The 26,131-nt window shown below is 43.0% G+C and carries 21 protein-coding genes and 1 pseudogene; 17 read left to right on the plus strand and 5 right to left on the minus strand.

Features of this window, described 5'->3' with window-relative positions; genetic code table 11:
* Position 1: 1 nt before the first annotated feature.
* Positions 2-1,051, plus strand: coding sequence for a chemotaxis response regulator protein-glutamate methylesterase (locus tag L5L97_RS05710; protein WP_263181394.1), 1,050 nt, complete (start codon positions 2-4; stop codon positions 1,049-1,051).
* Positions 1,052-1,159: 108 nt separating this feature from the next.
* Here L5L97_RS05710 and L5L97_RS05715 read toward each other — a convergent pair.
* Positions 1,160-2,816 (minus strand): annotated as a pseudogene (locus tag L5L97_RS05715) (diguanylate cyclase).
* Between the two features lie 391 nt (positions 2,817-3,207).
* On the opposite strand from L5L97_RS05715, the gene L5L97_RS05720 reads away from it, so the two are divergent.
* From L5L97_RS05720 to L5L97_RS05740, 5 genes are all read left to right on the plus strand, one after another.
* Entirely contained in the window at positions 3,208-3,888 is a 681-nt protein-coding gene (locus L5L97_RS05720) for a class I SAM-dependent methyltransferase (RefSeq protein WP_263181395.1), read from the plus strand.
* A complete protein-coding gene (locus L5L97_RS05725) occupies positions 3,878-4,939 on the plus strand; it encodes an HNH endonuclease (protein ID WP_263181397.1) in 1,062 nt (353 codons plus the stop codon). Before L5L97_RS05720 ends, L5L97_RS05725 begins: the two co-directional genes overlap by 11 nt.
* Positions 4,940-5,266: 327 nt before the next feature.
* Complete coding sequence (locus L5L97_RS05730; RefSeq protein WP_263181399.1) at positions 5,267-5,695, plus strand: hypothetical protein; 429 nt, start codon at positions 5,267-5,269, stop codon at positions 5,693-5,695.
* A gap of 21 nt (positions 5,696-5,716) precedes the next feature.
* Positions 5,717-6,301: a hypothetical protein gene (locus L5L97_RS05735; RefSeq protein ID WP_263181401.1), complete on the plus strand. Its 585-nt coding sequence runs from the start codon at positions 5,717-5,719 to the stop codon at positions 6,299-6,301.
* Between the two features lie 119 nt (positions 6,302-6,420).
* Complete coding sequence (locus tag L5L97_RS05740) at positions 6,421-7,047, plus strand: Fic/DOC family protein (protein WP_219250805.1); 627 nt, start codon at positions 6,421-6,423, stop codon at positions 7,045-7,047.
* Positions 7,048-7,050: 3 nt separating this feature from the next.
* Here the strand turns inward: L5L97_RS05740 and L5L97_RS05745 are convergent, their stop codons facing one another.
* Together L5L97_RS05745 and L5L97_RS05750 are read right to left on the minus strand one after the other, a co-directional pair.
* Positions 7,051-7,206: a hypothetical protein gene (locus L5L97_RS05745; RefSeq protein ID WP_173913200.1), complete on the minus strand. Its 156-nt coding sequence runs from the start codon at positions 7,204-7,206 to the stop codon at positions 7,051-7,053.
* 206 nt (positions 7,207-7,412) lie between these two features.
* Positions 7,413-9,023, minus strand: a complete 1,611-nt coding sequence (locus tag L5L97_RS05750; RefSeq protein ID WP_263181403.1) for an ABC-F family ATPase — start codon at positions 9,021-9,023, stop codon at positions 7,413-7,415.
* Between the two features lie 675 nt (positions 9,024-9,698).
* Here L5L97_RS05750 and L5L97_RS05755 point away from each other — a divergent pair.
* From L5L97_RS05755 to L5L97_RS05790, 8 genes are all read left to right on the plus strand, one after another.
* The gene (locus L5L97_RS05755) at positions 9,699-10,307 is read left to right on the plus strand and encodes a VF530 family DNA-binding protein (RefSeq protein WP_263161235.1); all 609 of its coding nucleotides are present in this window, start codon (positions 9,699-9,701) and stop codon (positions 10,305-10,307) included.
* Positions 10,308-10,806: 499 nt separating this feature from the next.
* Positions 10,807-11,088: a hypothetical protein gene (locus L5L97_RS05760; RefSeq protein ID WP_263181404.1), complete on the plus strand. Its 282-nt coding sequence runs from the start codon at positions 10,807-10,809 to the stop codon at positions 11,086-11,088.
* Positions 11,089-11,799: 711 nt separating this feature from the next.
* A complete protein-coding gene (locus L5L97_RS05765) occupies positions 11,800-12,768 on the plus strand; it encodes a helix-turn-helix transcriptional regulator (RefSeq protein WP_263138924.1) in 969 nt (322 codons plus the stop codon).
* A complete protein-coding gene (locus L5L97_RS05770; protein ID WP_263138927.1) occupies positions 12,765-13,958 on the plus strand; it encodes an EAL domain-containing response regulator in 1,194 nt (397 codons plus the stop codon). The genes L5L97_RS05765 and L5L97_RS05770 overlap by 4 nt, the downstream gene beginning before the upstream one ends.
* 3 nt (positions 13,959-13,961) lie before the next feature.
* Positions 13,962-14,261, plus strand: coding sequence for a hypothetical protein (locus tag L5L97_RS05775; protein ID WP_263181405.1), 300 nt, complete (start codon positions 13,962-13,964; stop codon positions 14,259-14,261).
* On the plus strand, positions 14,251-16,155 hold the full coding sequence (locus L5L97_RS05780) for an ATP-binding protein (RefSeq protein ID WP_263181406.1): 1,905 nt from the start codon (positions 14,251-14,253) through the stop codon (positions 16,153-16,155). Before L5L97_RS05775 ends, L5L97_RS05780 begins: the two co-directional genes overlap by 11 nt.
* Before the next feature lie 187 nt (positions 16,156-16,342).
* Entirely contained in the window at positions 16,343-17,377 is a 1,035-nt protein-coding gene (locus L5L97_RS05785) for a GGDEF domain-containing protein (RefSeq protein WP_168827133.1), read from the plus strand.
* Positions 17,378-17,551: 174 nt separating this feature from the next.
* Positions 17,552-18,349 (plus strand): CLCA_X family protein, encoded by a 798-nt coding sequence (locus L5L97_RS05790; protein ID WP_263181407.1) that lies wholly within the window; start codon positions 17,552-17,554, stop codon positions 18,347-18,349.
* Positions 18,350-18,479: 130 nt separating this feature from the next.
* Here the strand turns inward: L5L97_RS05790 and L5L97_RS05795 are convergent, their stop codons facing one another.
* Both L5L97_RS05795 and L5L97_RS05800 read right to left on the minus strand, forming a co-directional pair.
* Entirely contained in the window at positions 18,480-19,442 is a 963-nt protein-coding gene (locus tag L5L97_RS05795; RefSeq protein WP_263181408.1) for a hypothetical protein, read from the minus strand.
* A gap of 175 nt (positions 19,443-19,617) precedes the next feature.
* Complete coding sequence (locus L5L97_RS05800) at positions 19,618-21,705, minus strand: TonB-dependent siderophore receptor (protein WP_317629525.1); 2,088 nt, start codon at positions 21,703-21,705, stop codon at positions 19,618-19,620.
* 128 nt (positions 21,706-21,833) lie between these two features.
* On the opposite strand from L5L97_RS05800, the gene L5L97_RS05805 reads away from it, so the two are divergent.
* The 3 genes from L5L97_RS05805 (at position 21,834) to L5L97_RS05815 (ending at position 25,922) form a co-directional block, all read left to right on the plus strand.
* Positions 21,834-23,003: a PepSY-associated TM helix domain-containing protein gene (locus L5L97_RS05805; RefSeq protein WP_263181410.1), complete on the plus strand. Its 1,170-nt coding sequence runs from the start codon at positions 21,834-21,836 to the stop codon at positions 23,001-23,003.
* Positions 23,003-23,479 (plus strand): hypothetical protein, encoded by a 477-nt coding sequence (locus L5L97_RS05810; RefSeq protein WP_028759925.1) that lies wholly within the window; start codon positions 23,003-23,005, stop codon positions 23,477-23,479. The genes L5L97_RS05805 and L5L97_RS05810 overlap by 1 nt, the downstream gene beginning before the upstream one ends.
* A 271-nt stretch (positions 23,480-23,750) precedes the next feature.
* Positions 23,751-25,922, plus strand: coding sequence for a TonB-dependent siderophore receptor (locus L5L97_RS05815; RefSeq protein WP_263161212.1), 2,172 nt, complete (start codon positions 23,751-23,753; stop codon positions 25,920-25,922).
* The last annotated feature ends 209 nt before the right edge of the window (positions 25,923-26,131 follow it).

Below are 26,131 nucleotides of genomic sequence, written 5' to 3' on the forward strand. Positions count from 1 at the left end.
TATGACGATCAAAGTGTTAGTTGTTGACGATTCTGCGCTAATGCGCAGCTTGCTCGGTAAAATTATTGAGGCTGACTCTGAACTGTCTCTGGTTGGGCTCGCTGCCGATGCCTATGAGGCCAAGGATCTGGTGAACCAATTTCGCCCCGATGTGATTACCTTAGACATCGAAATGCCCAAAGTAGATGGTTTAACATTTTTGGACCGCTTGATGAAAGCCAGACCCACTGCGGTAGTGATGATTTCATCGTTAACCGAGCAGGGCGCTGATGCGACATTTAACGCCTTGGCCTTAGGCGCGGTGGATTTTATCCCTAAACCGAAATTAGACTCGCCCCAAGGTATCCATGATTATCAGGATTTGATTTTAGATAAGATCAAATCTGCTGCGAAAGCCAAAATCATCAAGCCGCAGAAATTTGTTGAGCCAGTACGCCCTGTTTCAAGTAAGCGGCCAGTATTGGCCAATACAACCCTGACTCAGCATTTAGTCGCGATAGGCGCATCTACTGGCGGTACTGAAGCCATTCTTTATGTATTACAACATTTACCCGCGGCTATGCCGCCGATAGTGATCACCCAACATATGCCCGCGGGGTTTACCCGCACTTTTGCGGAACGTTTAAACCGACAGTCACGGATCACTGTCAAAGAAGCCGAACATGGGGAACGACTCTTACCCAGTTATGCCTATGTTGCACCAGGGGATCATCACCTTGAGATCATCAAAGTGGGTGGTAGTTATAAAGTTAAATTAACCCAAGATGAAAAGGTCAGTGGCCACAGACCTTCGGTCGATGTGATGTTTACGGCCTTGGCCCAATGTGCCGCGCCCAATATCAGCGCGATGATTTTAACCGGCATGGGCAAAGATGGCGCCGAAGGCATGGTGGCGCTACACCAAAAAGGCGTCACTACATTTGCCCAAGATGAACAAAGTTGTGTGGTATTTGGCATGCCACGAGAAGCAATAAAGTGCCGTGCAGTAGATTATGTGGTGGAGTTATCGCAGATGCCGAGCAAGCTCATTAACCATTTAAGCTCACTGTGACCGCCCACGCTGAGTGGGATTAAAAAGTAACGAATAGAGCGTGAGTCTCGCAGGAAGAGCATTACGCCGAACTGATTTGTGCGCTGCAGTGGCTCATTCTGTTTAGGGTTAGTCAGTCGTAGAAACCACGAGCTGATTTCTACCTAAACGCTTAGCTTCGTAAAGGTTTTTATCTGCCAGTAACAGGCAATCTTGAAATTCCTCACATTGATCCGAAAAGGCTAAACCGCCGCTGAGCGTCACCTTAAATTCGACGCCATCTTCAACAAATACGATATGGCTAAAGCTTTCACGGATCGCATTCAACTTGGCAATCGCCAGTGGTTTTTGCATATCTGGCAGCACTAACATAAATTCTTCGCCACCGTAGCGGCCGGTAAAGTCAGTTTGACGTAAGGATTGTTGTAACAGATGGGCAAATGCCAACAACACCTTATCACCACCGGAATGACCATATATCACCACCGGAATGACCATAAGTATCGTTGACCTTTTTGAAGTGATCTAAATCGAACATAGCGATACAAACTTGAGAGTTAATCCGTTTCGCTACGTTAAAACAGCGTCTCGCAGCCACCAGAATTTGGGTATGGTTTAACAACCCAGTTAAGCTGTCGCGACTAGCCGAACTGCGAATGTCATGACCCCGCTGAGCACGGGAAATCACCTGCGCGACGAATAAACTCGGTGCGGTTTGCTTTGAAATTAAGTCATCAGATCCCGCTTGTATGATGCTGACCTTATTCTGCATCGTATCGTCTGAGCTCAACACGAGAATTGGGCTCGAGGTGTATTTATCCAATTGGCGGATCATCTTTGCCAGCTCAAGCCCGTTCACTTCGGGCATGTACAAATCGAAAATAAACAAATCAGGCTCAAATTGCTCAAGGGCAGGCAAGACTTGCTCGGCACTGGACAACCCTTTTACCATCAAACCATGGCTGCGTAACAGGCTTGAAAAGTAATCCACCATAGATTGTTGATCATCCACCAGTAACACCTTAAGCGGCTGTTTCTCTGACATCTTGAGGGATTGATGGATTTTGCGCACCAATAAAGTGGTTTCCGCAGGTTTAACAAAATATTCGCTGACATTGGCACGAATGGCCAATAGCCGCATGTCAAAATCCCCCCGCGAGGATAAAACAAATACTCGGGTATTGTTCTTCTCAAACTCAGTGGCAGCTTCGAACAAGGCCTCTTCAGTCCAATCTGGTAGAATTAAATCTAATAAAATCAGATCGAAGGGCGTTTTATTTTGCACCACCAGAAAGCTCGTGAAATTCAAAAAATGCTGCACACTAAAACCGAACTCTCGCAGCTGCTTTGTGATCATAGCGCCGACATTCCCATCGTCTTCTATGATGGCAATATGGTGCTCATGGCGCGCCTTTGACGGTTTATAGGGGCTTTGCTGCATTTGCGCCTCTACTACTGGCGCCGACGGTTGGCCGCGCATATTGTTTTGTAACAACTGGTGGAAGAGGGTATCTAAGCCTTTGATCGTAGGAAGTTCGGGGGCTGGCGCATTGAGCAGCCCCTTAAGCAGCAACTCCAGTTTATCGACTATGTGTTTGGTATCTGATAACCCAAAGGTCTCGCTCGACCCTTTTAAGTTATGCACCTCTCGGTACACGGCAGACAGCATGTGTGCGTCCCAATTTTTACGCAATGAAATCCACAAGGTAATGATTTGTTTCTTTTTATCCGGCAGTGCATGTAAAAACTGTCGTTTAAGTTGCTCTAACGAATCTTCAAAACTCATAGGCAATAGATATCCTAAATAATTGAGCCCTAGGTCTTAATCTCTATGTAGACGCTACGCCAAGACGTTAAAACCCGTTCACTCCAACACTGAAATGGAAACTGCTCTGGAGAAGCATGTAACAGATTCAATCAATTGCACTTATCTTTACACTCACTCATAGAGTGTAAACCACTGCGACAAAAACGACGGGGAAATGCTGAGATTGCATAGGTATTGATAAGAATTTTGGGTCGAATAGCCGAAATCAGCACAGTGATCGCGAACAACATAATGCTAAATATTTTATGCAAAACAGCATGATAATGATGACATATATTTTTTATTAAATACGACTGTGATAAGTTAGCGTCTGTAAAAACAATCACTTGTTGCAAAAGGATCGTTGTCGGTGAGCACAGTGTTTTATAATGACCACGCCGAAATACTCGCGGCACAGTATTTGTCTAAAACCTTTGAAGAAGTGCATTCGAGTTGGTTGCATCATCTTTTGCCTCTACTTACCAAAAATACATTGTCGATATTGGATGTGGGAGCAGGTTCTGGGCGGGATGTGCATTATTTAGCCGAAAAAACAGAGGGCAAAGAGACACAAATTATTGCAGTCGAACCTGCGGTTGTTTTAGCGAAAATGGGGCAGGTGTTAACTCGGGATCTACCCGTGCGTTGGATTGAGGATGGTTTACCTCAGTTGCAAAAAGTGGTTGGCCTAGCGCAACAGTTTGATCTGATTTTACTCAGCGCTGTGTGGATGCATTTATCTCCCTCAGAGCGCCCACTTGCACTAGCAACACTCTCACGCTTACTCAATTCGACTGGACTTTTAGTCATCAGTTTGCGCCATGGCCCAAGCCCCGATGCGCGCGTTATGCACCCAGTCAGTGCCGATGAACTGCTCACACTTGCTGCAGATTGTCAGCTACAACTTTTAGATTTGAGCCAAGATGAAACCGATAAACTCGGTCGCTCACAAGTGCATTGGCAGACGTTAGTTTTAACACCCAAACTGATGCCAAACGTAAATGCACCTGAAGCAAGCGTTATTATTCAGGAGCGACTGAATGCCGATTGATGCGAGAAGACAAGTTGAATTTATTAGCTATTTACAACGTCTATTAGTTGAAGGGGATTTCGTTGCAACTTACAAATTTGCCTTACTGCATGCGATCGCCGATATCTGTATCGAACGGCCATTAATACTCAATGCTGATCCTGCGCTGAAAACCGCGATCAGTATTGATGATTTGGTAGAGAAGTTTATTGAACTTTACTGGCAACACTCTTTGCCTTTTGGTGCCAATGATGGGTATTTTGTCTTGATCCAAAATAGTGGAAAGCAATCAGCCTTGATCAACAGTTTGATTGAACTACGCCATCAAGGTGTTAACAGTCTATCCCAGTTAAAAGCGCATCTTAGTTATCCAGCTTTATTGCGTAAAACGCGCTGTACGTTTAAAGATGGCCCCTTATGGCGCTTACAAAACTTGTCTCGTAATAAAGAATGTTTTCTTTATCCCCATGATAAAACGAAAAATTACATCGAGTTGAATCCGGGTATCGCATTTTGCTTCAGGCGATTTCACGATTTAGTGGTGTCATTGGCTCGTACTCAATGGGTACAAAAAATCGCCGAGTTTCCAGCAAATCAGGTCATTATAGGCAGTAAAGGCAATTTAAGTGAGTTTCTGTTTGGTAGCGACAGACAGACGATCACCCATGCTAGACCTGTACTGCTTGATATCCAAAAAGGCCAATGCTTCTATTGCCAAAAATCATTAAAAGAAACAGGCGAAGTGGATCATTTTATCCCTTGGGCACGATATCCTAATGATTTAGGCCATAATTTTGTCCTCGCACATAGCAGTTGTAATAATCAAAAACGCGATCATCTTGCCGCTCAGCACCATAAAGATAACTGGTATGAGCAAAATATTATCCAGCATGGCCAAACGTTACACTCTGAACTCAGTCGATATTTCGTCTGTGAGAGTGATCGCTCTGAAGCCATTACGACTTGGGCTTATCAGCTTGCAGGACAAAATCGTTCGCCTCTCTGGCTCGATAAAAAGACCTTTGTGCCTTTTAATGCATTAGACAATGACCTGTCAAATACAGCAATTTAGAGCATGCTCACAGTTTTATGGCACTTATTTTTAGCACTCGCCAAGGTCGAGTGATCTTAAAGCATTTGTTCCTGCAATTGAGTGAGCAACGCTGCCAAGCTAAAGTAATCGATGAACTATTTACATGTTATCTTGGTGGCATTACATTTTATCTTCATTGATTTTGTTACCTGTTGATAGTAAAGGTTTACTTCCTGCCAAGGTAATTGATTTCAAAGAGAATAAGGAGTATTTGGTGGATATATATGGCGCACTCGTTCAGTGACAACAAGCAGATGAATGCACCATGGAATTTATTGATAATACATGTCTAGTTTTGGAGGTTCGATGATGAAATCGATTTTCTTACTGCTCATATCTGTGCTTGTGCTGATAGGTTGTACAACGCCTAAATCGCCGAGCGAAGTGTATGACGAGTACAATGCTAAGGTACAGAAGGGGATGAGTTATCAAGAGGACAAGGCTTACTATACCCAACGTAAGCAAGCGGATGTTGAGTCTAAGTTCCCACAGTATATGCAGCAGATGAAGCTGTCCCGCGATGAAGTGATCGCATCTTATCTTTCATTTTCAAAAGCCGCTGCCAAGTGCAAAGCACTCACCTTAGTGTCGCAGGTGATAGAAGGGGATACGGCCGTCCTTGAATATGCACAAAAAGATCTCTGTGGTAATGCATCGGAGGCGAATGAAAAACAAAGAATTAGCATGATAAATGAAGGTGGTTGGAAAATTGATGAGCTCCAAATTAGTCTCTAAATCATTTGGAATGTCGTATCTATGACAGGATTTTATGAGTTTTTTAGCCTGCCAAACGGAGTTGAAGTTACTTGCCCCCATTGTGCTGGCTGCGCCACTTTTACCTTTGCCCATGTTTTTCGTTTAGAGAAAAAAGATGTGCATTTATTTGAGGGTAGGCAGTTTGAGATCAAGCAGTTTAATCAAAGGTTTGCCCATAAATGGCCTGGTGTGCTGTTTTTCCCTCCGCTATTGGATGCTTCTTGGCGGGAAAAATTGCCAGAAAAATACCAAGGTACTTCGACTTGGGAACATAGGGCGAACAGTGCTTTTACAGATGGTACAGATCTTGGTCTTATTTGTTGTTATCAGTGTATGGCAAAACAGAAACATCGACTTGAATGGCCCAATGACGCATTTTATTCCCTTGAGTTTAAAGGTCATTCACTTTGGGCATTTAATAAACAGATGATGCTTCAGATCCGTGATTATATTCAGGCCAAAGATCGCAATGCAGTATTCGAGTCTGAGCCGATAGTCATTCGACATTTGCCGACAATTTTTAAACTGGCTAAAAATCGCGAGATATTGGTTAAAAAAATTAATAAGCTAATTTATAGCCCATAGTTTCTACATACCTATTTCAAAGACTTGTGTGGTCAATCTCATCGAGTAGTTGTGTTAAGTTGTCTGTGACTCGGATATTTGCTTTTCTATTAGTTATTACAGTTAGCGGGTCTATTATCATGTCGAAATATCATATTGGCACTACCGAGGATGAATTCGAACCCGGTTCCGGCGGCCATATACTTCGTAACAAACTCGCGATAACCGATGAAGAGGATATGGCAGAGGTAGAGACTCAGTTGTTACTAAAGCTTTATGAGTACGTGTTTCAATCTGGTGTTATTGAAAGCGAGCATCTATCGGTTGGTATGCTCTTTGAGTGGCATCGAAAATGGCTCGGTAATGTTTATTACTGGGCTGGTGAGCGGCGTACAGTCAATATGGGAAAAGGTGGTTTCGAATTTACGGCAGCGGCTCAAATACTTAAGTCTCTCACTCAGTTTGAAAAGGAATATTTAAGCAAGTTCAATGGTTTAAATTCGTTTTCTAGAGACGAAGTTGTGAGTTACTTGGCTGAAAGTCATGTGGAATTTATCCTAATTCACCCATTTAGAGAGGGAAATGGACGTTTGTCACGTTTGATACTCGATGTGATGGCAGTAAAGGCGGGTTATCTCCCACTTGATTATGGGATTTGGGAACAAAATAGAGATTTTTATTTTAAGTCAATTCAAGCAGGGTTGGGTGGGGATTATCAACATATGGCTCGTTTGGTAAACGATGTGCTCAGCGCTAAAAACGAATGAAGTTTAGGCTAAGGTCAAATGACTGAAACGGCTTTTTTTGGCCTTCAATTTTGCTTCAACTTCAGCCGTAGTTTTACCCGTCTCAATAGCGGTTGAACTGGCCACAGCGCGATAGAGTCGATTTTGAGTCACTTGTGTGTTTTTTGATTTAGTTTTCATAGGATCAACCTCAATTAAGTGCATGAATTATAGCACTCTAGATAACGAATAGACAGCTGTGTATCCAAGGCCCAAAGCAGCAATACTTCATGTTTTACCAATCATATCGCTCTTTAGATATCGATAAAAAGTCGTCAGTAGGTTCTCCAATGACGACTCTTTTAATCAAGCTGACATAGCCGATTAAGGTTTATCAAAGCACAACATTACGCGCTTTTTCTCGCTTCCATTTCAGCTTGGCTTGAAAGGTACTCATCGAAAGTGCCTTGGAAGTTAATCACTTTTTTATCTTTAATATCAATGATACGTGTTGCGAGTGACGATACAAACTCACGGTCATGACTGACGAATATCAAAGTGCCTTCAAAGTCTTTCAACGCATTATTGAGTGCTTCGATGGCTTCCATGTCCATGTGGTTAGTCGGTTCGTCCATGATCAGCACATTGATGTCTTGCATCATTAACTTACCGAATAACAAGCGGTTTTTCTCTCCGCCTGAACAGTTACGGGCTTTCTTGTTCGCGTCATCTTCGGTGAACAGCAGACGGCCTAACATGGCGCGTACCATAAGATCGTTGTGCTTAGGTTGGCGCCACTGTGACATCCAATCCATTAACGTGTAGTCATTATCAAATTCGTCACTGCTGTCTTGTGGACAGTAGCCGATTGATGCGTTTTCTGACCACTTGATCACGCCTTTATTATGTTCTAAATCATTGACTAAGCAGCGTAGGAAAGTGGTTTTACCCACGCCGTTTTCGCCGATAATCGCTAATTTTGCACCGGCTTCGAGGATTAAGTCGCCGCCTTCGAATAGCAGCTCACCATCAAACCCGTGGGCCAAATCTTCGAGGATCAGTGCTTGGCGATGCATTTTCTTGCCAGCATCGAAACGAATAGAAGGGTGAATACGGCTTGATGATTTCACTTCATCAAGCTTGATCTTGTCCATTTTTTTCGCGCGCGAGCTGGCTTGTTTTGCCTTAGATGCGTTGGCACCGAAGCGGTTAACGAAGTCTTGCAGTTCTTCGATTTCAGCACTCTTCTTGGCGTTGCCCGATAATAATTGTTCACGGATCAAAGACGATTGTGCGAGGAAGTATTCGTAGTTACCAGGGTAAATGCGCAGTTCGCCGTAATCGATATCGGCCATGTGGGTACATACGGCATTCAAGAAATGCCTATCATGGGAAATAATGATCATGGTGCATTTGCGTTTGTTCAACTCGGCTTCTAACCAGCTAATGGTATGTATGTCCAAGTTGTTGGTTGGTTCGTCGAGCAGCAAAATATCTGGGTTGGCAAATAGTGCTTGTGCCAACAATACCCGCAGTTTCCAACCCGGTGCGACTTGTTGCATTAGGCCGTAATGGAAAGATTCTTCAATACCCGCTTCGAGCAGAATTTCACCGGCGCGGCTTTCGGCGCTGTAGCCATCCATTTCGGCAAATTCACTTTCAAGATCGCCAACGCGCATGCCATCTTCTTCCGTCATATTCGGATTGGCGTAGATTGCATCGCGTTCCTGTTTGACTTTCCACAGGGTAACATCCCCCATGATCACCGCATCGATCACACTGTATTGTTCAAACGCGAACTGATCTTGGCTTAGGGTACCGACTTTTAAGCCGGGCGTGATGGACACATTGCCAGAGGTTGGCGCTAACGCTCCGCTGAGGATCTTCATAAAGGTCGATTTGCCACAGCCATTCGCGCCGATCAAACCATAGCGGTGACCATTGCCAAATTTCGCTGAAATGTTTTCAAACAATGGCTCAGGGCCAAACTGCATCGTGATGTTCGCGGTAGAGATCAAAGGAGCTTTCCTAGGTATTTGCTAACGGGGATTGTGACAAACAAGCCTCAAAATGAAACATGCGCTTCACCCACTCTAAGCCAAAACATTAAAGTTGGGATAATAAGGTCGCGGAGTATACAGACTAAGGGCTAAAGATGCGAGCAAGGATGTGATGCGCAGCTATAAATCGAGCCGTTTCAGTTGCGTTTATTTTGAGGCTGACCCAAGGCATTAGCGGATCATAGGCAAAATATTGGGACAGGTTTGAGCTTGATGCTGAGTTCATACCTGTTAGCGTGATATCGCGGATATGTAGATTAAAACTGTCAGCTGCGGCGTATTTTCTTTGCCCTAAAGCCGATGCCAAACCTCGCTAGCGCAAATAAAAGAAGGCGTTTAGCTTATTTACCGTTATTATTCCCGCAGTTTTGTCGAGCAGCAGATTTTACGGCTAATATTTAATGGCTCTGTTTGGAGGCTTTAGGTCCTTAAGATTTAAGATCTAAGCATCACGAGTAACAAGGTTTAACGCCAGATGCTATTGCCGTAACAACGTCAGTGGCTCATGACTTCATAACTTGAGTGATTTCTCTAATCGCGAATTTTAGTAGCGAATTGAGTCACTCGTTTAACAACTCAAAACCGTAAACTAATACAGTAAAATCAGCCAATAGGGCTGAACTTGGAATTCCCATGATTGAAGAGCAACAGAACAACCCATTACACGGCCTCAAACTCGAGACAATGATCACTGAGTTAGTCGATTTTTATGGCTGGAAAATTTTATACGCGGCATTAAAGCTAGGTTGTTTTAACACCAACCCGACCATTGAGGCCTGTATTATTTTCCTCAAGAAGACTGAGTGGGCGCGGGAGAAAGTGGAAAACTTTTACCTGTATCGATTCAAACGTATGCCTAAAGCCGTCGGTGAGCAGTTTGATCTTAAGCCACGCGAACGAGGTTTTGCCTCAGGTATCGCGCCGCGTAAACCGATGGAACTCACCATAGAATCTATCGCTAAAATGCAGGCACAAGCCAGCGCCGAGTACGAAGCGGGTAATAAACGTCCTAACTCTGGTTATGGCTCAGGTAAGAGCTTTGGTAGTGGTTCAGGTAAAAGCTCTGGCAAAAAACCTACGGGTGGACGTGGCACCGGCTCTGGATATGGTTCATCGAATAGCAACTCACAGCGTCGCAGCGAACTCCGAAACGAGCCAAGAAACGATTCAAGAATGGCTGAGCGTTCCGGACCAAGCCCATCGACGGATGACAACGATCCGTGGGGCACTAAACGCGGCTAATCCCATGTCTGCCGAATTGAGTGGGTATGGTTTTTCACAGGCGTTAGTTTTACATTCGTGATTTACAGTGACTAGACTCAACTTGCTATTTTCGTACCCGTAAAAAATTAGCTCTGGTATGAGTTAGCTTTTGTAAGAGTCGTTTTTAAGTCATGGCTCTAGTTGTATGATAGAACATCTGATTTATCGCCTGATTTAAAGAGAAGAGGTTAGCTGTTGAATACAGCTAACCTCTTTTTCATGATTAACTATTCACTTTATTGCATTAAGGTGAGAAAAATCTCGGGGATTATAGTTTTATATTTGCATATCATGTGCATAACCAGTTAATTCATCAATTTGCAATCAGATGGTGCCGGTTGCTCATGTTTACGACCAATACCAGCGCCTTCTCTAACACCTGTGCTTTATATTCTATACCTTTGTTCATCTTAGTCTGCTAAATGCCCAGAGTTAACGTCAAGGTGTTTGACGATACAGCTCCAAGGTAACCATTTAAATGTTTAATTCTCATTGGGTAAGTAGTTTTAGCCGTCTTGCTCCACCAGCATTCTCTGTTGCCAAACGCCGCTGCCGTCATTCAGCGCCAAGGGATATGTCAATCATTACTATATGTGAACTGCGGTTAGGCTTAGTGGCTGGTATTCGTTTGTGTCTAATGCAGGATAACTTAAGTTTGCCTGACATAGCTGAAAAACTGATAATGAGCCCAGCCACCTTAAAACGTTGTTTGGCCGAGATGGATTTAAACTTTGCCCAACTCGCTGATACTTGCCGATGAGACCCGTTTAATCAGAGCACTGTATTACTTGGCTACACCTGCGCAAGATGCCCACAGTATTACCACTTCTTTATCCTTCAGCGACGCCAGTGATTATAGGCGTTCTTTTAAACGCAGGACTGGCCAATTACCCACTTATTTTCGCAGTTGGCTTGCTTAAGCCATAAGCCATTAAAAACTATCTTACTTATATCTTAAGCTGATACTGCCGCGGTTTGCCTATTCCAAATGTGAATAACCATGCAGGTAAAGCGCGGAACAGTGAGAAAAACCCCGAAGTTATATCCAACATTTTGAATATTTAATGAATAAATAATCAACTTGGCGTTTTATGGCCTTTGCTGGTGAATCATATATTTTATGCGGTTTTATAGGGGGTTCTGTTGATTGCGGTTTTATCTATGATGTAATGATTTAACCGAACGAATAACTAGACACTTTTTTCCATCGCTTTTTTGACTGTGCCATGGTCTCAGATAAACAATGGCATTTATACTCGTTTTCCTATTGCAAAAAACGTGGTGAATAAAAGGCTGAGATGGAGGAACTGAGTGATGAGTGACGAAAAAATCACTGGACTTTATTTCATCGAGAAACTTCAACGCATTTGGATTACTTTTACATTTAGACATCCAGAGCCAGTAGATGACATCGACCATAAGACGTATATGGAGCTGCTAGATAAAATAAAAAATTCAGATGGAACGCGATATGATTTGTACACCTATCTCCTATCAAAGCAAAACAAGTGCACAGACATTCTCCAATTTCTTAAAACACACCCGCAGTGAGAATAATTTATCTCAAGAAGATTTATGTAGTCTGCTCAGGCAAAAAAGCTGCCTGTTCGATATGTTAGATTCCATCACTATTAGCCGTTGGGAGCGGGGAGTTAACATTCCATCCTTAGCTAAACAGTCTGAAATCGTTGAAATATTTGGCTCTGAACTGTTTGATATTTATCGGGAGGACAAAAAATTCATCAACGAAGGTTTAGCGTTAATTAACCTTTTTGAATCGACCATAGAACGCAGTGATCATCCGTACTACCGTAATACTCCTTATCGTGTCGAGTTTATCGAAAGCCACCATCAAAACTTTATGACCCTGCTGCAACTTAGTTTGATTTATGAAAGTAACCCGCGTTTATCCTTTGTGAGCCGTAAGTTATCTCAACCTTTTTTTCGTGGACTCTCATTGGTGGTGGCTTTTAGCTTTGGGGATCAAATCATTGGACACAGTCTATTCTGCCGCACTCAAGGCAAAATTGCCCTTGAATTTATGAATGATGAGGTGGACTTGTTTGAGGTCATTAACCATAACAGTCAAGCTTTGCCAGATACCTTAATGGTGTTCTCCTCCTTTGGTGTAACGCCTTATATTGAAAATTATATGATGTCTGTTTATCTCAATGAATTGGCCACGAGTCGCTCACTTAAGTTTTTGAGTTTTAATATCTGTGATGAGTCACTAAAACGAAAATTGACGCAATTTAAGTTGCCCATATTTAAAGTAAGAACGATAGAAGGCGGCTTCAAACCAGTCAAAAACTATTCGTTTTTCTCCAGTCGCACAGAAGTCATGGCGAATCGTAATTTACTCAAGCTTTCTGTCATCCCTACATCCAAATCCCAGACGATCGATCCCATTTTCTTTATGCAGTTAGAGACCAATATATGAATATTCTCATCATAGATGATCAACGCTTTATTAGAGAAACCATGAAAGCTGATATCCATAAGTACTTAGCAGAGGACAATGTGGAGATCTATGAAGCCAGTAATGGTAATCAAGGAATTGAACTGATCTTAGCTGTAGAAGCAAAACTTGATTTAGTCATTTTAGATTTAAAAATGGATCAAGGTGACGGTATTGCGGTGATTAATATGTTGGCCTCCGAGCCCCGATTTACTGCCATTCCGATTGCGGTGATAAGCTCCTCGGATAAACGGACTTTAGAACTGGTGGATAGCATTATCACGGGTTTGAAGCTCAACTTGCTTGGCGTATTTGCTAAACCTATCAATGTGAATGACATTTTAACGCCATTGCTAGACGCCTCCGACGATAGAAACCTTGCCCATCAACATGAGTCTATCGTGCAAGACATGGCGGCGAATATCAATGTGCGGCAATTGCTCAAAAATGAACAATTAATTTTGTGTTATCAGCCTAAGATTAACCTTAAAACAAAGGAGATCATCGGTTTTGAAGTGCTTTCACGGCTTTGCGATCAATCCAATGGCTATATTTATCCCGACGTTTTTTTGCCACTGGTGAATCAGCAGGGGCTAAATAGCTTGTTTTCGCGGATGGTTATTTCCCAAGCATTGCAATGTTGGTCGCGTCAACCGTTATTAATGGCGTTTGCCCTGTCGATTAACATTACCGCAGATGATTTGACCTGTGATGAACTCATTGAGTACATCATCGAATGTGGTCGTGAGTATAAACAAATCCATTTGATTTTAGAGCTCACCGAATCACAGGAAATCATTAACCAAGATAGAGTGCTTAACTCAATTGCACGGCTGATCATCAATAATATTGATATTTCCCTCGATGATTTCGGTAAAAGTTATTCTACTTATGATCGTCTTGATGCCATTCCCTTTAAAGAGATCAAAATTGATAAAAGTTTTGTCTCCGATATGGATATCAATCACCAACATTATCTCATCGTAGAATCCACCATCGCGCTTGCGCAGAAGATGCACGTAAAGGTGGTTGCAGAAGGCGTTGAGACAAGTGCAATAGAGTTAATTCTCTCTGAGTTGGGGTGTGATGTTGCCCAAGGTTATTTGTACAGCCCCCCGATTGAAGGTCGTTATCTTATTGATTGGATTGCTCAATATAATAGGAGTGCCTAATGTATGAATGCTAATACTGAGTTACTCAAGGCCTTATCTGTATTCTTTGAGCAATACAGCCAAGAACAGCAATCGCGACTGCGATTGACACTGATTGCTGAATTACAGCGAATGCGACTTGAGCTAGAACAATATGAGTCCTCTGACAGTATCGAAGGGCTGAAACATCAATTTACGGGTATTGCGCGCTACTTGGAGCTTAAAGATATGCTGTCTGTCATGGATGTTTGCGAGCGAGAGCAGTTTGAGTATCAGTTATGCAGCTTGCTAAAGGCCGTAATGGATTACGCTAATGAGCTTTAAATATAGCGCTTGTATCAATATGTTCAGTGGCTTGTGGGTCACTCTGTTGGTGCTGTGGTTAACCTTGTCCCACTCACGTTATGAATTTGACTCCATTTACAATAAAAAAGCAGAAGCGGTTTTTACTTCTTCACGGGATATGTTCTTACAACATGAAATTATGTTGGATGCGCTAAAATCGTTTTTTTATGCTTCGAGTGAGGTAACGTCACAGGAATTTGAGGTTTTTGCTAAGGACTTACTGAAGATCAAATCTGCTGTCGCTTTTACACTGACCCCCGAACTTGAACTGGCCTATATCTCTGATCAGACAATGGCGCCAGAACTTAAGCCACTTAAATTAGTCAAGAATAGTAAAGGCGAACTTCAGGCTAGCCTTGCCGATTACACGTTAGCGGTTGTTAATATCGATGGGCCTAATATGCTTTATTTAGTCTATGCCATTTCTCACCAGCGGATATTAGCGCGGATTGAGCAGGAGCAGGGTGTATGTATTAGCTATCAATTTGAACAATCGTTATTGCAAAGTTCATCCTGTAACCATGAGTTTTCCACAGGCATATTTTCAATGTTTAGCTACTCAGATAGCCGAACTTTGGATATTCCTGGATACCAAACCCGGGTAAATTTACGCATAGAATATCAAGTGCCACAAAAAGAGGTTGTCGAGCTAATCGTGATTATCTTACTGATTGCTTCTCTTGGTATTACTCTGTCTTTTCTTTTGTACTTTAAGTCTAAAAATCAGCATATTGTAGAGCAGATTAAGCTCGATAATCGATCTAGATTAGCAGTACTTTCCAGCATAAATCATGAGATCCGCACTCCTATCAATGCCATTCTTGACTACAGTCGCATGTTAAAAAAAGCGCGCTCACAACCACAAAAACTGGACGAAATTATCGATAAAATGACCTGGTCAGCTAACTTACTTTACTCGGTTGCCGAAAATACGTTGAATTACAGTAAGGCTGAAGCTGGGCAGTTAAAATTGAATCGGCATTTAGTCAATTTACACGAATATCTGAGCAATATTGAGGATTACTATCGTGCTTTTAGTGCGACATCGGGTAAACGTTTACAGGTTGTCGTGAATGAGTCTTTGCCGAAGTTTATCGAGCTCGATGGGACTAAGTTATTCCAACTCATGACTAACATTATCAATAATGCCTTTAAATACAGTACGGGTAGCGAAGTGCATTGTTATATGGACTTACGTCTTAAACGTAACCATAAAGACCATAGTCCTATGCTTAGGGTACTGATCCGCGATTTTGGTGAGGGAATGTCAAAGGAAGCGCAGCGCGCTTTAGTTGATCCCTTTATGCACGCATCTAACTCATATACAACAACATCGGGCATGGGATTAGGACTCTATACTTGTAATCGATTGCTTGAGCAAATTGGCGGTAAGTTTATGTTGCGCAGTCAAAAGGGCAAAGGCACCACAGTGCTGTTACATTTTCCCTGCCAACTTACCGAGGTGAAAGAACGATTAACGATTCAATATGATCAACAAAAAGTGTTAATCATAGATGATAATCTGTTTAACCTTGAGATTTGCAAAGCCATGCTAGAGCACTATCATTTTCAAACCTTCAGTGTTGATAACGCAGCGCAAGCACTTAAGATGTTGATTCACTCATTGCCACATATTGTTATTGTGGATTACCGTTTACAAGATATGAATGGCTTGCAACTTATCAAACAGATGCAACAAACATTACAAAACCTTGCCAGTGATACCCTGCTTGAGCATCACTGTCGCTTCTTTTTGCTTTCAGCTAATGATAGCGATGATATTCCTGAGTTAGCATTATTCCCTGAGGTACATTTCATGCAGAAACCTTTTAGTGCTGAAATATTTCTCAGTAAATTGGCCGTAAAATCGTAAATTATCAAAGCATTGGATCTGGTTTTTAAAGCTTATTTGCCGAATGTGTGGGATTTACATCGCGGTAGAGCCAATCCCGTTGCGGTAATATGGGGGTAAAGACAAAGACGCTGTGATTAGTGTAGAACGCTGCTAATCTAAACATGTCGGAGATCTTCTCTAAAAGCGTCATTGCTAGGAATAATCGATGGAAAAAGAATCTCTTGAGTCTGTTTACCCCTTTTTAACTGAAGCCTTACGGCTAAGCGAGAATGGCCTCGCTGTTTTGGACAAGCACAATCATTTTATCTTTTATAACCATACCTTTGCGAAAATGTTTGGTTTTGTTGATCAAGACATGGCTGGCCGGCATTTTGACGACATGATGCACTTTGCCTTTACCCATAAGCAAGGGCCTAAAATTGATCATGAAACCATAGAGGAATGGCTTGAACTTATTCATGCGAATCAACGTAAATCAGCTTTTCGACGTTTTGAAGTGGATCTGGTCGACGGTAGCTGGCTGCAACTTTCTGAGCAGGTTTATCACAATGGCGATATGGTCATTGTTTGCACCGATATTACCCAGTTAAAACAGGTCGAATTTGCCCTAAGGAATGCGCAGACTGAGTTGAATCGACTCGCACTCACCGATGAATTAACTGGTATTGCCAATCGACGGCATTTTTTCCAGCAGTTAGAGCATGAAATCAAACGCTTGAGTCGTCTACAGTTACCTTTGTGCCTTGTCATGATGGATATCGATTATTTTAAACTCGTTAATGATCGCTATGGGCATCAAGTGGGTGACAAGATATTGCAGCATTTTACCCAATTTATCAGTGCTCGCACGCGCCCATACGATATCTTTGGTCGCTTCGGCGGTGAGGAATTTGCGCTATTACTGCCAGAAACGTCGGTCGATGTCGCGCAGAAAATTGTGACGCGTATGATGTTAGCGCTTGCGAATGAAGATATTTCAGCGATAGTCGCCGATTTTCACTATCAATTTTCGGCAGGAGTGAGTGCGTTAACACCTGTAATTACTCATCATGCCATCGAAGAAAACAGCGGTATTTTAGCGCTTCAGTCTGTGCCTTCACCGATTGAAATAGGAAGTCAGTGCCGTTCAGATGCTGAAAAGCTGGTGGCCGAGGCCGATAAAGCCTTGTACCACGCTAAAACTACGGGGCGAAATCGTGTCGTGGTTTGGGATGATGTGATATTAACGGCTAAAGCTTAACGAACCCTGTGGTTGTCGAAATCTAAGCATCGCGATACCAAACCAAGAGTAAGCGCTGCTTGGCTCCTATTCTTAACTTGATATTGTACTTAATGCAGCGTTTTGTTCCTCTGTCTTTTAACCTAAAATAGCCAGCTTAATGTGTCTCTCACTGCATAGGGTTCAAGGTAAGCCGTGTTAATCAATCAGCAATATAACCGCCATGGACCCGATTATCGATTTGGTGAGCAAGTCACTTTTCTTGATATTAAACAAACCTTTGGTTTTAGCCATGTCCGTGTTGGCCGCTGGGTGACGCGGGATGAATCGCGCATTGCTGCGGATTTAGTGTTTGATTCGCTCGCCGATCTGGCCTTTATATTAAAATTGCCACCTTTGACTTTAGGGCTGCGAGAAACCGTCAGCCTGGCCTTTGGTCATGGCGGCCAAAAGGGCGTTCAGGCCCATTATGCTCCCGCGACCCGAGAGTTAGCATTGGCTAAAAATGCAGGTGCTGGTGCTTTAGCCCATGAGTTTTGGCATGCGTTTGACCATTATATTGCCGCTAAATCATTCAAACCCACTAATAAGCGGTTTCAGTGTGCGAGCGATCTTTGGCTATCCGATCTGCCCATCATAGAGCATCCATTAAATGCTCGATTATCTGAGATCTTCAAAGTGACATTGTTGAGTGGACAGGGTGATAAGCCCCATGATTATGTTCGCCGAGCGATTGCATTAGATAAAAAACATGGGATGCAGTACTTCTCTCGACCAACGGAGATGATGGCGCGAGCATTTGAAGCCTGTATTGAATCCTATACTGATATTTCGAATCCGTATTTAGTGTCGGGAACCCGTTTCTCAACAATGGCAAAGGAGGGAGCTTATCCCGATGAGGCCCACAGACAAGTGATTTTTCAGGCGCTGATCAATTACTTTGAACCGTTGGGGATCGCATTGGGTAAAAATCCCTTAACTAGGGCGTGTTGACGTTTTGAGTCATGCATTTAAACAGAGGTTGGTTTAGCGTCGCTAGAGGGCAAGGCAAAATGTAAAACGACATTCGCCTTAGGTATTTTGAATGTGTTTTGAATGCGAATGGCAGTGGACAGGGGGAGGGTCACGAGCCGTTTGAAAGCTCGTTGCCAATCAAGCTCGCGTGCTTAGTCGACAGCATTTGCCAACAATAGGCCAAACTATGGCGAATCGCATCAAGATATTGAGATGCCTGAGTATCCATTAAATACCAATTGCTGGGTTTTGATTCTGGCATGTGGTTGAAAAATAAAGCTTCAGTATTGATGAGCTGGCTAGGATGAGCAAATTGCTGCCAAATGTTGATAGGGGTATGCGCCAGTGTGATTAGCCATTCAAGTTGCATCTGCTGCGTGGCTGGATTTAGTGCATCTGCGATTAATGAATTCGACTCCTGTAAACGCTCAAGCAAATCAAAGGGATTATATGCGTTTATCCTAGGTGCGACTTGGCATGGTTGCATTTGGTTTATTGCGGATAGGTGAGGTAAAAATACGGACGCTAAGCTAAATTCAGGCCAGTCGAGCGATGGTATCAAAGCCTGGGCAATCCGTCGTTCGCCTAACCAATTATGCACCATGCAAGGTAAGTGATCGTCAGGCGGTAAATCATTGGGTCTTGCTAAACTCGGAAACAGCGACATACGCTGCACTTGCACATGCTGAGACAATTGCTGCATCAATACTATTGTGGTTAACCCAGATGAAGGCCAGCAGCTAAGCTGAGGCGTTAATTCAATCGCAACTTGTGTCAAGGCTTGGGTAAGCAGACCACTTTGTGGATGACCTTGTACTACAAAGGCATATTTTGATTCAGCAAAACCACCGTTGGCGATATTCACTATCTGATTATTTACATTGCTGTTTTCAGCCCATTGAGTACCGTTAAAAATAAATGTCGTACCTGTGGTCGCAGGCTGCCAATCGCCAGAAGCATTACCAATAATGGTTACTTGCTCAAAGGCAAGGGTGCCCGCTAGAGCTTGCAGATCTAATTTAGCATGTGGCATCTGCAAATGTTGATGCATGTGGGTGTGAGACTTAGGCATAGGCGGAACATCTGTTTTACGAACTCAAAATGGACTTCATTGTAATGGATTATCCCCCTGAGCCCAAAGGGTTAATCCATTGAAGTTTACCGGATGCTGTTTTAATGCAGGATAGTTTAGCTTTAGGTATACCGCGCATAAAAGTGATGCGCGGTATTGGCGATTAACAATTAGACTAAAAATTATAACTCAGGCTAAGTTCGACATTTCGCGGTTCGCCGAAGAAACCTTGATTGTAGAAATCAATACTAGAGTAGTACTTTTCATCAAACAAGTTTCGAATATTCAAACGAACAATCGCATCATCAGTGAGTTGATAACTTGCCATAAGATTGGTAAGGAAATAACTGGCTTGTTCAGAGCTTTCGCCGTTAGGCCCCGCATTTTCTACATAAATCTTGCTCTGCCAGCTTAAGTTGCCACCTAATGTGAGATCTTCTAGAGCGCCATCAAAGTGATAGAGCGAAGATAATCGTACTAAGTTTTTAGGCAAATGCGTGCCAAAGGCCGAACCATCGGCTTTTTCAGATTCACTGTAGGTGTAACTGAGGTACAGATCCCAATCCTCTGTGGGTCTACCCGTTAGTTCCATTTCAAAACCACGGTTACTGGTGCCATCCACAGCGCGCATTGGAAAGCTACCATCAGGAAGTGGGTCTTTAATGTTAGGATCTTTTTCCGCCACATTTTCTTTTTGAACTTTAAACACTGCAACACTGGCGGTGAGTTTTTCGTCGAAAAAATCGGCTTTACTGCCAAGTTCAATATTATTGCCAGTTGTCGGGTCTAAGCGTTTGTTATTAGCATCTTTGGCATCTTGAGGCTGAAAAATCTCAGTGTAACTGGTATAAATCGACACACTGTCACTGATATCGTAAATCAATCCTGCATACGGCGTAATGACATCATTGTGCTCATAACCTGGATCGACTTTATATTGGCTGATACGGCTACCTAACAGCAGTGTGATCTGATCGTGCAGATTGAGTTGGGTAGCAATATAGGCACCTTTTTGGATCTCTTCAGTCTCTTCATTGGTAGGAATCGATGGATAATTTGGCTCTGCAATCGAGCCATCCCACTCAAAGAAATTGCCTACGCTTAAAACATCTGTGGTGTAGAAAGAGTCGGCGCTAATATCTTGTTTTGAATAGAGTAGGCCGGTTGTTAGCTTATGTTCTCGACCCAATAGTTCGAATGGCCCTGAAGCAAATATTCGCGCCGCATCTTGCTTACGGGTTGATTGGTAAATCATAGGCAATGCACTCATCCCCAAACCTGTGATTTTATCTGGGGAGCCATATAAATATAGCAAGTGCCCATCCATCTTATCCTCACGATGTTCTATGTCGAGTTTGAGTTCCCAGTTATTATCAAAGTTGTGTTCTAAAGTAGAAAAAACGTTCGCACCATGGCGTTTCCAACTAGACCAAGATGCTGCAGTGGTCGTCGAACGGGGAAGGTCACTCGCTAAACTGCCGTCGGCATAAAACAGTGGCAGCGCTCCCCAAGTGGAGCCTTTTGGATCGCGGTCACTATAGTCCGCGCCCAAAGTGAATAATGTGCTATCACTTAATCTTGCAGTAACGACGCCATAAATTTGCAGATTTTCATCTTCGGCTAGATCGGTAAAACTATCTGATTTTTCATAGGCGGCGGCAAAACGTGCTTGGACATCGGCATCTTCTGTTATGTCCACTGAACTATCACCTTCTACACGATAACTGTCCCATGAACCTACTTTTGTACTGAGGTAACCTCCTGGTGAAGATTTTGGACGTTTACGAATGAGGTTGATGGCGGCCGAGGGTTCTCCTGCACCCGTTAATAATCCTGTTGCACCACGAACCACTTCTACTCGATCGAAGATAACCGTATCGGTCGAAGCATCATTGAAGAAACTAGAATAGTTAACAGGCACACCATCAAATTGGAAGTTAGTGATTGGATTACCACGGGCGCTGAAAAAGTAGCGGTTAGTTTCTGCTTTCTGTGCAGAAATACCCGGTGTTAAAAACATTAAGTCAGCAACATTGTTAAGAGAAAAACTCTGAATAAATTCTTGATCTATAATCGTCACTGACTGCGGCGTTTCTCTCAGTGTTAAGGGTAAGCCCGTTGCTGTAGCAGCTTTATCTAAACGACTACCTTTAATACTGATCACTTCGATATTGGCGTCTGCGTCTGATTGAGTTTCGTCAGCGTAGGAACTCGGCGCTAACAATAGGCTCGAAATGAGCGCTGCTAACAAGGTTTTATCCATCATGATTCCCCATCATAGTATTTTGTGACCGGCATTCTAATTGAAAACAATTCCCAGTACATCGTATTGATAACAATTTGCATTACCTTTACACTCGCGAAATACGATAAGTGTTAGGAAAGTCACAAATGGCGAAGATCAGTAACCGATTCTGGTTTATGTTGCATGGTTGGGTGTCGCTCCCAATTTGGTTGTTATTTTGTTTTATCTGCTTGACGGGGACGATTGCGGTACTGAGTCATGAGATCACTTGGTTAACGAATCCTGCATCGAGGGCGTTGAACCCTAATGATTTACCCGTAAAACCGGTTAGTGAATTAATGACGATTGTTGAGGAAGCCTACCCAAGTGCGGCAGTCTCTGGCGCTATGACCTTAGAACCTTATATGGTCAATGTGATCATGTTCAGTGACGCGGATAAACCCTATGCCATGGCCTATGTCAATCAATACACAGGTGAGATCCAACAGATTAATGAAGGCATGACATTTGCCGGCTTTATCAGATCTTTACATGCTTGGTTATTATTTCCTTGGCAAAGCGGTTACAGCTTGGGCTATTACCTTGTCTGTTCGATGACGCTGTTTATGCTCGCGTCTTTAGTGACGGGACTCATTGTTTATAAACGTTTTTGGCGAAGTTTTTTTGTTCCGAAATTACGAGTGAGTCAAGGTAAAAAGACACTATTGGCCGATTTGCATAAATTATCTGGTGTGTGGTCTATTTGGTTTATCGCGATTATGGCCGTTACCGGATTATGGTATTTAGTCCAAGCCATTTTTTGGCATGCAGATATTGATATTGAGCCACATGCGCCATTGGTTGCTGCTGAGCAATTGCCCTTTATCCAAAAGGGTGATGTGAATCCCGCAGATCCAAGCGTGTCATTTGCACAAGCCTTAACATTAGCACAAACGCACTTTCCTGACTTTCAACCAAGCTATGTGATGAAACCCGAGCATAATCGTGACATGTATCATCTGAGCGGTAGTGGCGAGCACATTTTTTACGATCAGTATTCTTACAACCTTAGCATTAACCCTTGGACGGGGGAGATTGCAAGAGCGACATCACCCGAGACGATGACAGGGATACAAACACTAATGCATATCGCAGATCCTTTGCATTACGGTACCTTAGGTGGTATCTGGACAAAAATCATTTGGTTTATTTTTGGGGTGATCCTATCGGGTATGTCAATCACGGGATTTATGATGTGGGGACTGCGTAATGTGCGTGCAATTAAAAAAATGGAATCCCCCAGTACTGTGACAGATAGGTTAGAGGAGGTACGTTAATGGCTTTCATTCATTCAACTTTTTGGCAAAAAAATAAATATAAACTGAGTGGGTTTATTCTATTGCTCCCCCTATTGTTTTTGTATCAGTCGCTAACACCTACATTTCCACCGGCCTGGCAGACTCAAGAGTTAGGTGAATTTAAAATAGCCCCTTTACCCTTAGATCTAAAAGCACCCTATGTGCATCATGATGACTATGTGAAAGATTTTATGTTGGTTTTTGAAAAAGGTGAGGTAGGCAATATACGCCAAGGCTATGCCAATATTGGAACGCAGGCTTTGCCAATAGCAGATTTACAGCGCAGTGAGAATGGTATTTTACACGGTAATAAGCATGGCCAACACGTACACGCCATCGCAACTAAGACGCTAACCTCCGCCGATAGTCTGTGGATATCGATAGAGAATTGGCAAGGTGAGTGGCAAGTGGCAAAGTGGCCTCTGCCTGCCGAGCTAATAGTACAGACACACTGATGAAGTAAAAGCTAAACACTAATGGCGATCCTATGGAGTAATAATCGCAGGGTCGCTTTTAGTGGCGTAGATTAAGAATGATTAACCGAATACGGGTAAAGAATAACCTTTTTCACCGTAAACGCTCACTTTTGAAGGCATAAACACAGCGGGGACGTTTATTCCTCATTAATAAATGATGAATTTGTTATATACATCACCAAAATACAAATGAAAGTGATTCGCAATAGTGTTACCGTATGTTCATCCTAAATAAACTCCCTAAATTACTATGCGCTTTTATCTACTACCTCTCGCGTCTGCCATTACTTTGGCATTAAACCCTTTGTCAGTTTTGGCTGCAGAGCCGTCTTCTGCAGCAGATGCAAATGATCAAAATATTGAAAAAATAACAGTGATGGGCAAGTACACTGTGAGTCGAACCATTGATACCGCCACAGGTTTAGGGCTGTCACTGCAGGAAACGCCACAGTCAGTGAGCATCTTGACCGCTGAACGGATCCAGGATCAGGCACTCAATACCGTTGTTGATGTGGTTAATAACACAGTAGGTTTGTCTTCATCTAAAACAGATAACGTTCGAAATGGCTTTATGGCCCGTGGTTTTGCGGTTCAGAATTACCAGATCGATGGCGTACCTTTATCTTGGAGTTTGGGGGGCGATGCAGGTGAGACTGTGTCAGATATCTCTCTGTACGAGCGTGTAGAGGTGGTGCGTGGTGCAACAGGCTTACTAACGGGAGCAGGGGATCCTTCTGCTTCAATCAACCTAGTGCGCAAACATGCCGACAGTGACGAACTTAAGGGCTATGTTGATGTTGCTACGGGTAGCTGGGATAAAAAACAAGTTACCGCAGATGTTTCTAATGGCCTCAACGACAGTGGCAGTGTACGTGGTCGCATGGTCGCGAAATATGTCAATAGCGATTCTTATCAGGATCTTTATCAAGACCGTAAGACCATTCTTTACGGCGTAATTGATTCAGACATTACTGACAACACTATGCTGCGCGTCGGCGGTAGTTACAATAACAATAACCCCAAAGGAGCGATGTGGGGTGCATTACCAGCAGTATTCAGCGATGGTTCAGTTACTGATTGGGATGTTTCTACTACAACAGCGGCAGATTGGAGCCGTTGGGAAACGACTAACATCAACTATTTTGCTAACTTGAACCATTATTTCAGCAATGGTTGGCAGTTGGTGGCGAACTATAATCGCATGGAATATGAAACCACCACCAAAATGATCTATATGTCTGGCTTGCTGAATAAAGAAACCGGTGCAGGATTGAGCGGCCAGCGTTATCACAGCCATGGTGAAAGTAACTCTGATAATTTCGATTTTCAGTTGAAAGGCGATTACCAACTCTTTAACCGTGAGCATCAATTTGTGACTGGTGCCTTATACAGCAAACAGAAATCCTATGCAGATACCTATGAACCCATCCGTGAGAATATGACGGGCTGGGACTCAAAGGCAGTTGAAAACTTTTATGATTGGCAAAGCAACGCCTTTGAAGAGCCTGAATGGTCAACAAATGCCAATCGCCAGTTAAATATGGATACCGAGCAGAAAGGTTTCTACGCAGCAACGCGGCTGACAATTACCGATGATTTAAAAGTGATTGCCGGTGGCCGTATTTCTAGTTGGAACCGCGAAGGGATCAGTTATGGTACTGATACTAACTTTGGTGATGATGGCGTGTTCGTTCCTTATGTTGGCGCCTTGTATGACATAAACGAAGAGCATCGTGTTTACGCCAGTTATACCGAAATATTTAATCCGCAGAACAGTAAGGATATTAACGGTGATTATTTAGATCCACTCGAAGGTAAAGCCTATGAAATTGGTTTAAAGAGCGCTTATCTAGATGATCGTCTGCACACTGCTGTGGCACTGTTTAAGATTGAACAGGATAATCTGGCAACAGCCGCTGGGACTATCATTGTTGACGGTACTCCAACCACTTATTACAAAGCTGCTCAAGGTACTGAGAGTACAGGCTTTGAGTTAGAAGTGGTGGGGGAGTTTATCGATGGGTGGAATATCACGGCTGGCTACTCGCAGTTTACAGCGGAAGATGCTGACGGAAAAAAAGTGGCGGCTACTAGCCCTCGCAAACAGTTTAAACTATTCACAACTTATCAGTTTGTTGATTACCTGCCTGAATTGACCGTGGGTGGTGGTATTAACTGGCAGAGTGATAGTTACTCTGAAGGGGGGACAGTAAAAATCGATCAGGATGCTTACTCTTTAGTCAACCTGATGGCTCGTTATAACCTTACTGACAATATGGATCTGCAACTTAACGTAGAGAACCTATTAGATGAAAAATATTATGCTTATATGTCTGCCTCTGCCTCAATGTCCGAAGCATATAGCGTGTATCATTACGGAACCCCACGTAATGTGACCCTGAGCTTTAATTACCGCTTTTAAATTTTCCGCTAAATAAAAGGAGTAGCCGCGTTATCGGCGACTCCTTTTTTATCTTCTATTATTGTTATTCCCAATATTTTGATGGCTTGTTTCGTGCGTATTAACGACTCAGTACTGATATCGGTAAATATTGGGCTAACTCACCTATGGTTCGTTCCAAAATATAATACTGTTATTAACTGAAAGCGGGAAGATGATGCCCTTCAATC

Origin of the sequence: Shewanella sp. SM71, from assembly GCF_025653905.1 — a bacterium.
GTDB classification, from domain to species: Bacteria; Pseudomonadota; Gammaproteobacteria; order Enterobacterales; family Shewanellaceae; genus Shewanella; species Shewanella oncorhynchi.

Coding starts and splice junctions, on each gene's coding strand:
- L5L97_RS05740 (WP_219250805.1), top strand. CDS start 6,421: ATGTCGAAATATCATATTGGCACTACCGAGGATGAATTCGAACCCGGT.
- L5L97_RS05745 (WP_173913200.1), bottom strand. CDS start 7,206: ATGAAAACTAAATCAAAAAACACACAAGTGACTCAAAATCGACTCTAT.
- L5L97_RS05795 (WP_263181408.1), bottom strand. CDS start 19,442: ATGCCTAAGTCTCACACCCACATGCATCAACATTTGCAGATGCCACAT.
- L5L97_RS05755 (WP_263161235.1), top strand. CDS start 9,699: ATGATTGAAGAGCAACAGAACAACCCATTACACGGCCTCAAACTCGAG.
- L5L97_RS05710 (WP_263181394.1), top strand. CDS start 2: ATGACGATCAAAGTGTTAGTTGTTGACGATTCTGCGCTAATGCGCAGC.
- L5L97_RS05730 (WP_263181399.1), top strand. CDS start 5,267: ATGATGAAATCGATTTTCTTACTGCTCATATCTGTGCTTGTGCTGATA.
- L5L97_RS05770 (WP_263138927.1), top strand. CDS start 12,765: ATGAATATTCTCATCATAGATGATCAACGCTTTATTAGAGAAACCATG.
- L5L97_RS05815 (WP_263161212.1), top strand. CDS start 23,751: ATGCGCTTTTATCTACTACCTCTCGCGTCTGCCATTACTTTGGCATTA.
- L5L97_RS05800 (WP_317629525.1), bottom strand. CDS start 21,705: ATGGATAAAACCTTGTTAGCAGCGCTCATTTCGAGCCTATTGTTAGCG.
- L5L97_RS05760 (WP_263181404.1), top strand. CDS start 10,807: ATGTTTAATTCTCATTGGGTAAGTAGTTTTAGCCGTCTTGCTCCACCA.
- L5L97_RS05810 (WP_028759925.1), top strand. CDS start 23,003: ATGGCTTTCATTCATTCAACTTTTTGGCAAAAAAATAAATATAAACTG.
- L5L97_RS05775 (WP_263181405.1), top strand. CDS start 13,962: ATGAATGCTAATACTGAGTTACTCAAGGCCTTATCTGTATTCTTTGAG.
- L5L97_RS05725 (WP_263181397.1), top strand. CDS start 3,878: ATGCCGATTGATGCGAGAAGACAAGTTGAATTTATTAGCTATTTACAA.
- L5L97_RS05785 (WP_168827133.1), top strand. CDS start 16,343: ATGGAAAAAGAATCTCTTGAGTCTGTTTACCCCTTTTTAACTGAAGCC.
- L5L97_RS05780 (WP_263181406.1), top strand. CDS start 14,251: ATGAGCTTTAAATATAGCGCTTGTATCAATATGTTCAGTGGCTTGTGG.
- L5L97_RS05735 (WP_263181401.1), top strand. CDS start 5,717: ATGACAGGATTTTATGAGTTTTTTAGCCTGCCAAACGGAGTTGAAGTT.
- L5L97_RS05765 (WP_263138924.1), top strand. CDS start 11,800: ATGATTTGTACACCTATCTCCTATCAAAGCAAAACAAGTGCACAGACA.
- L5L97_RS05805 (WP_263181410.1), top strand. CDS start 21,834: ATGGCGAAGATCAGTAACCGATTCTGGTTTATGTTGCATGGTTGGGTG.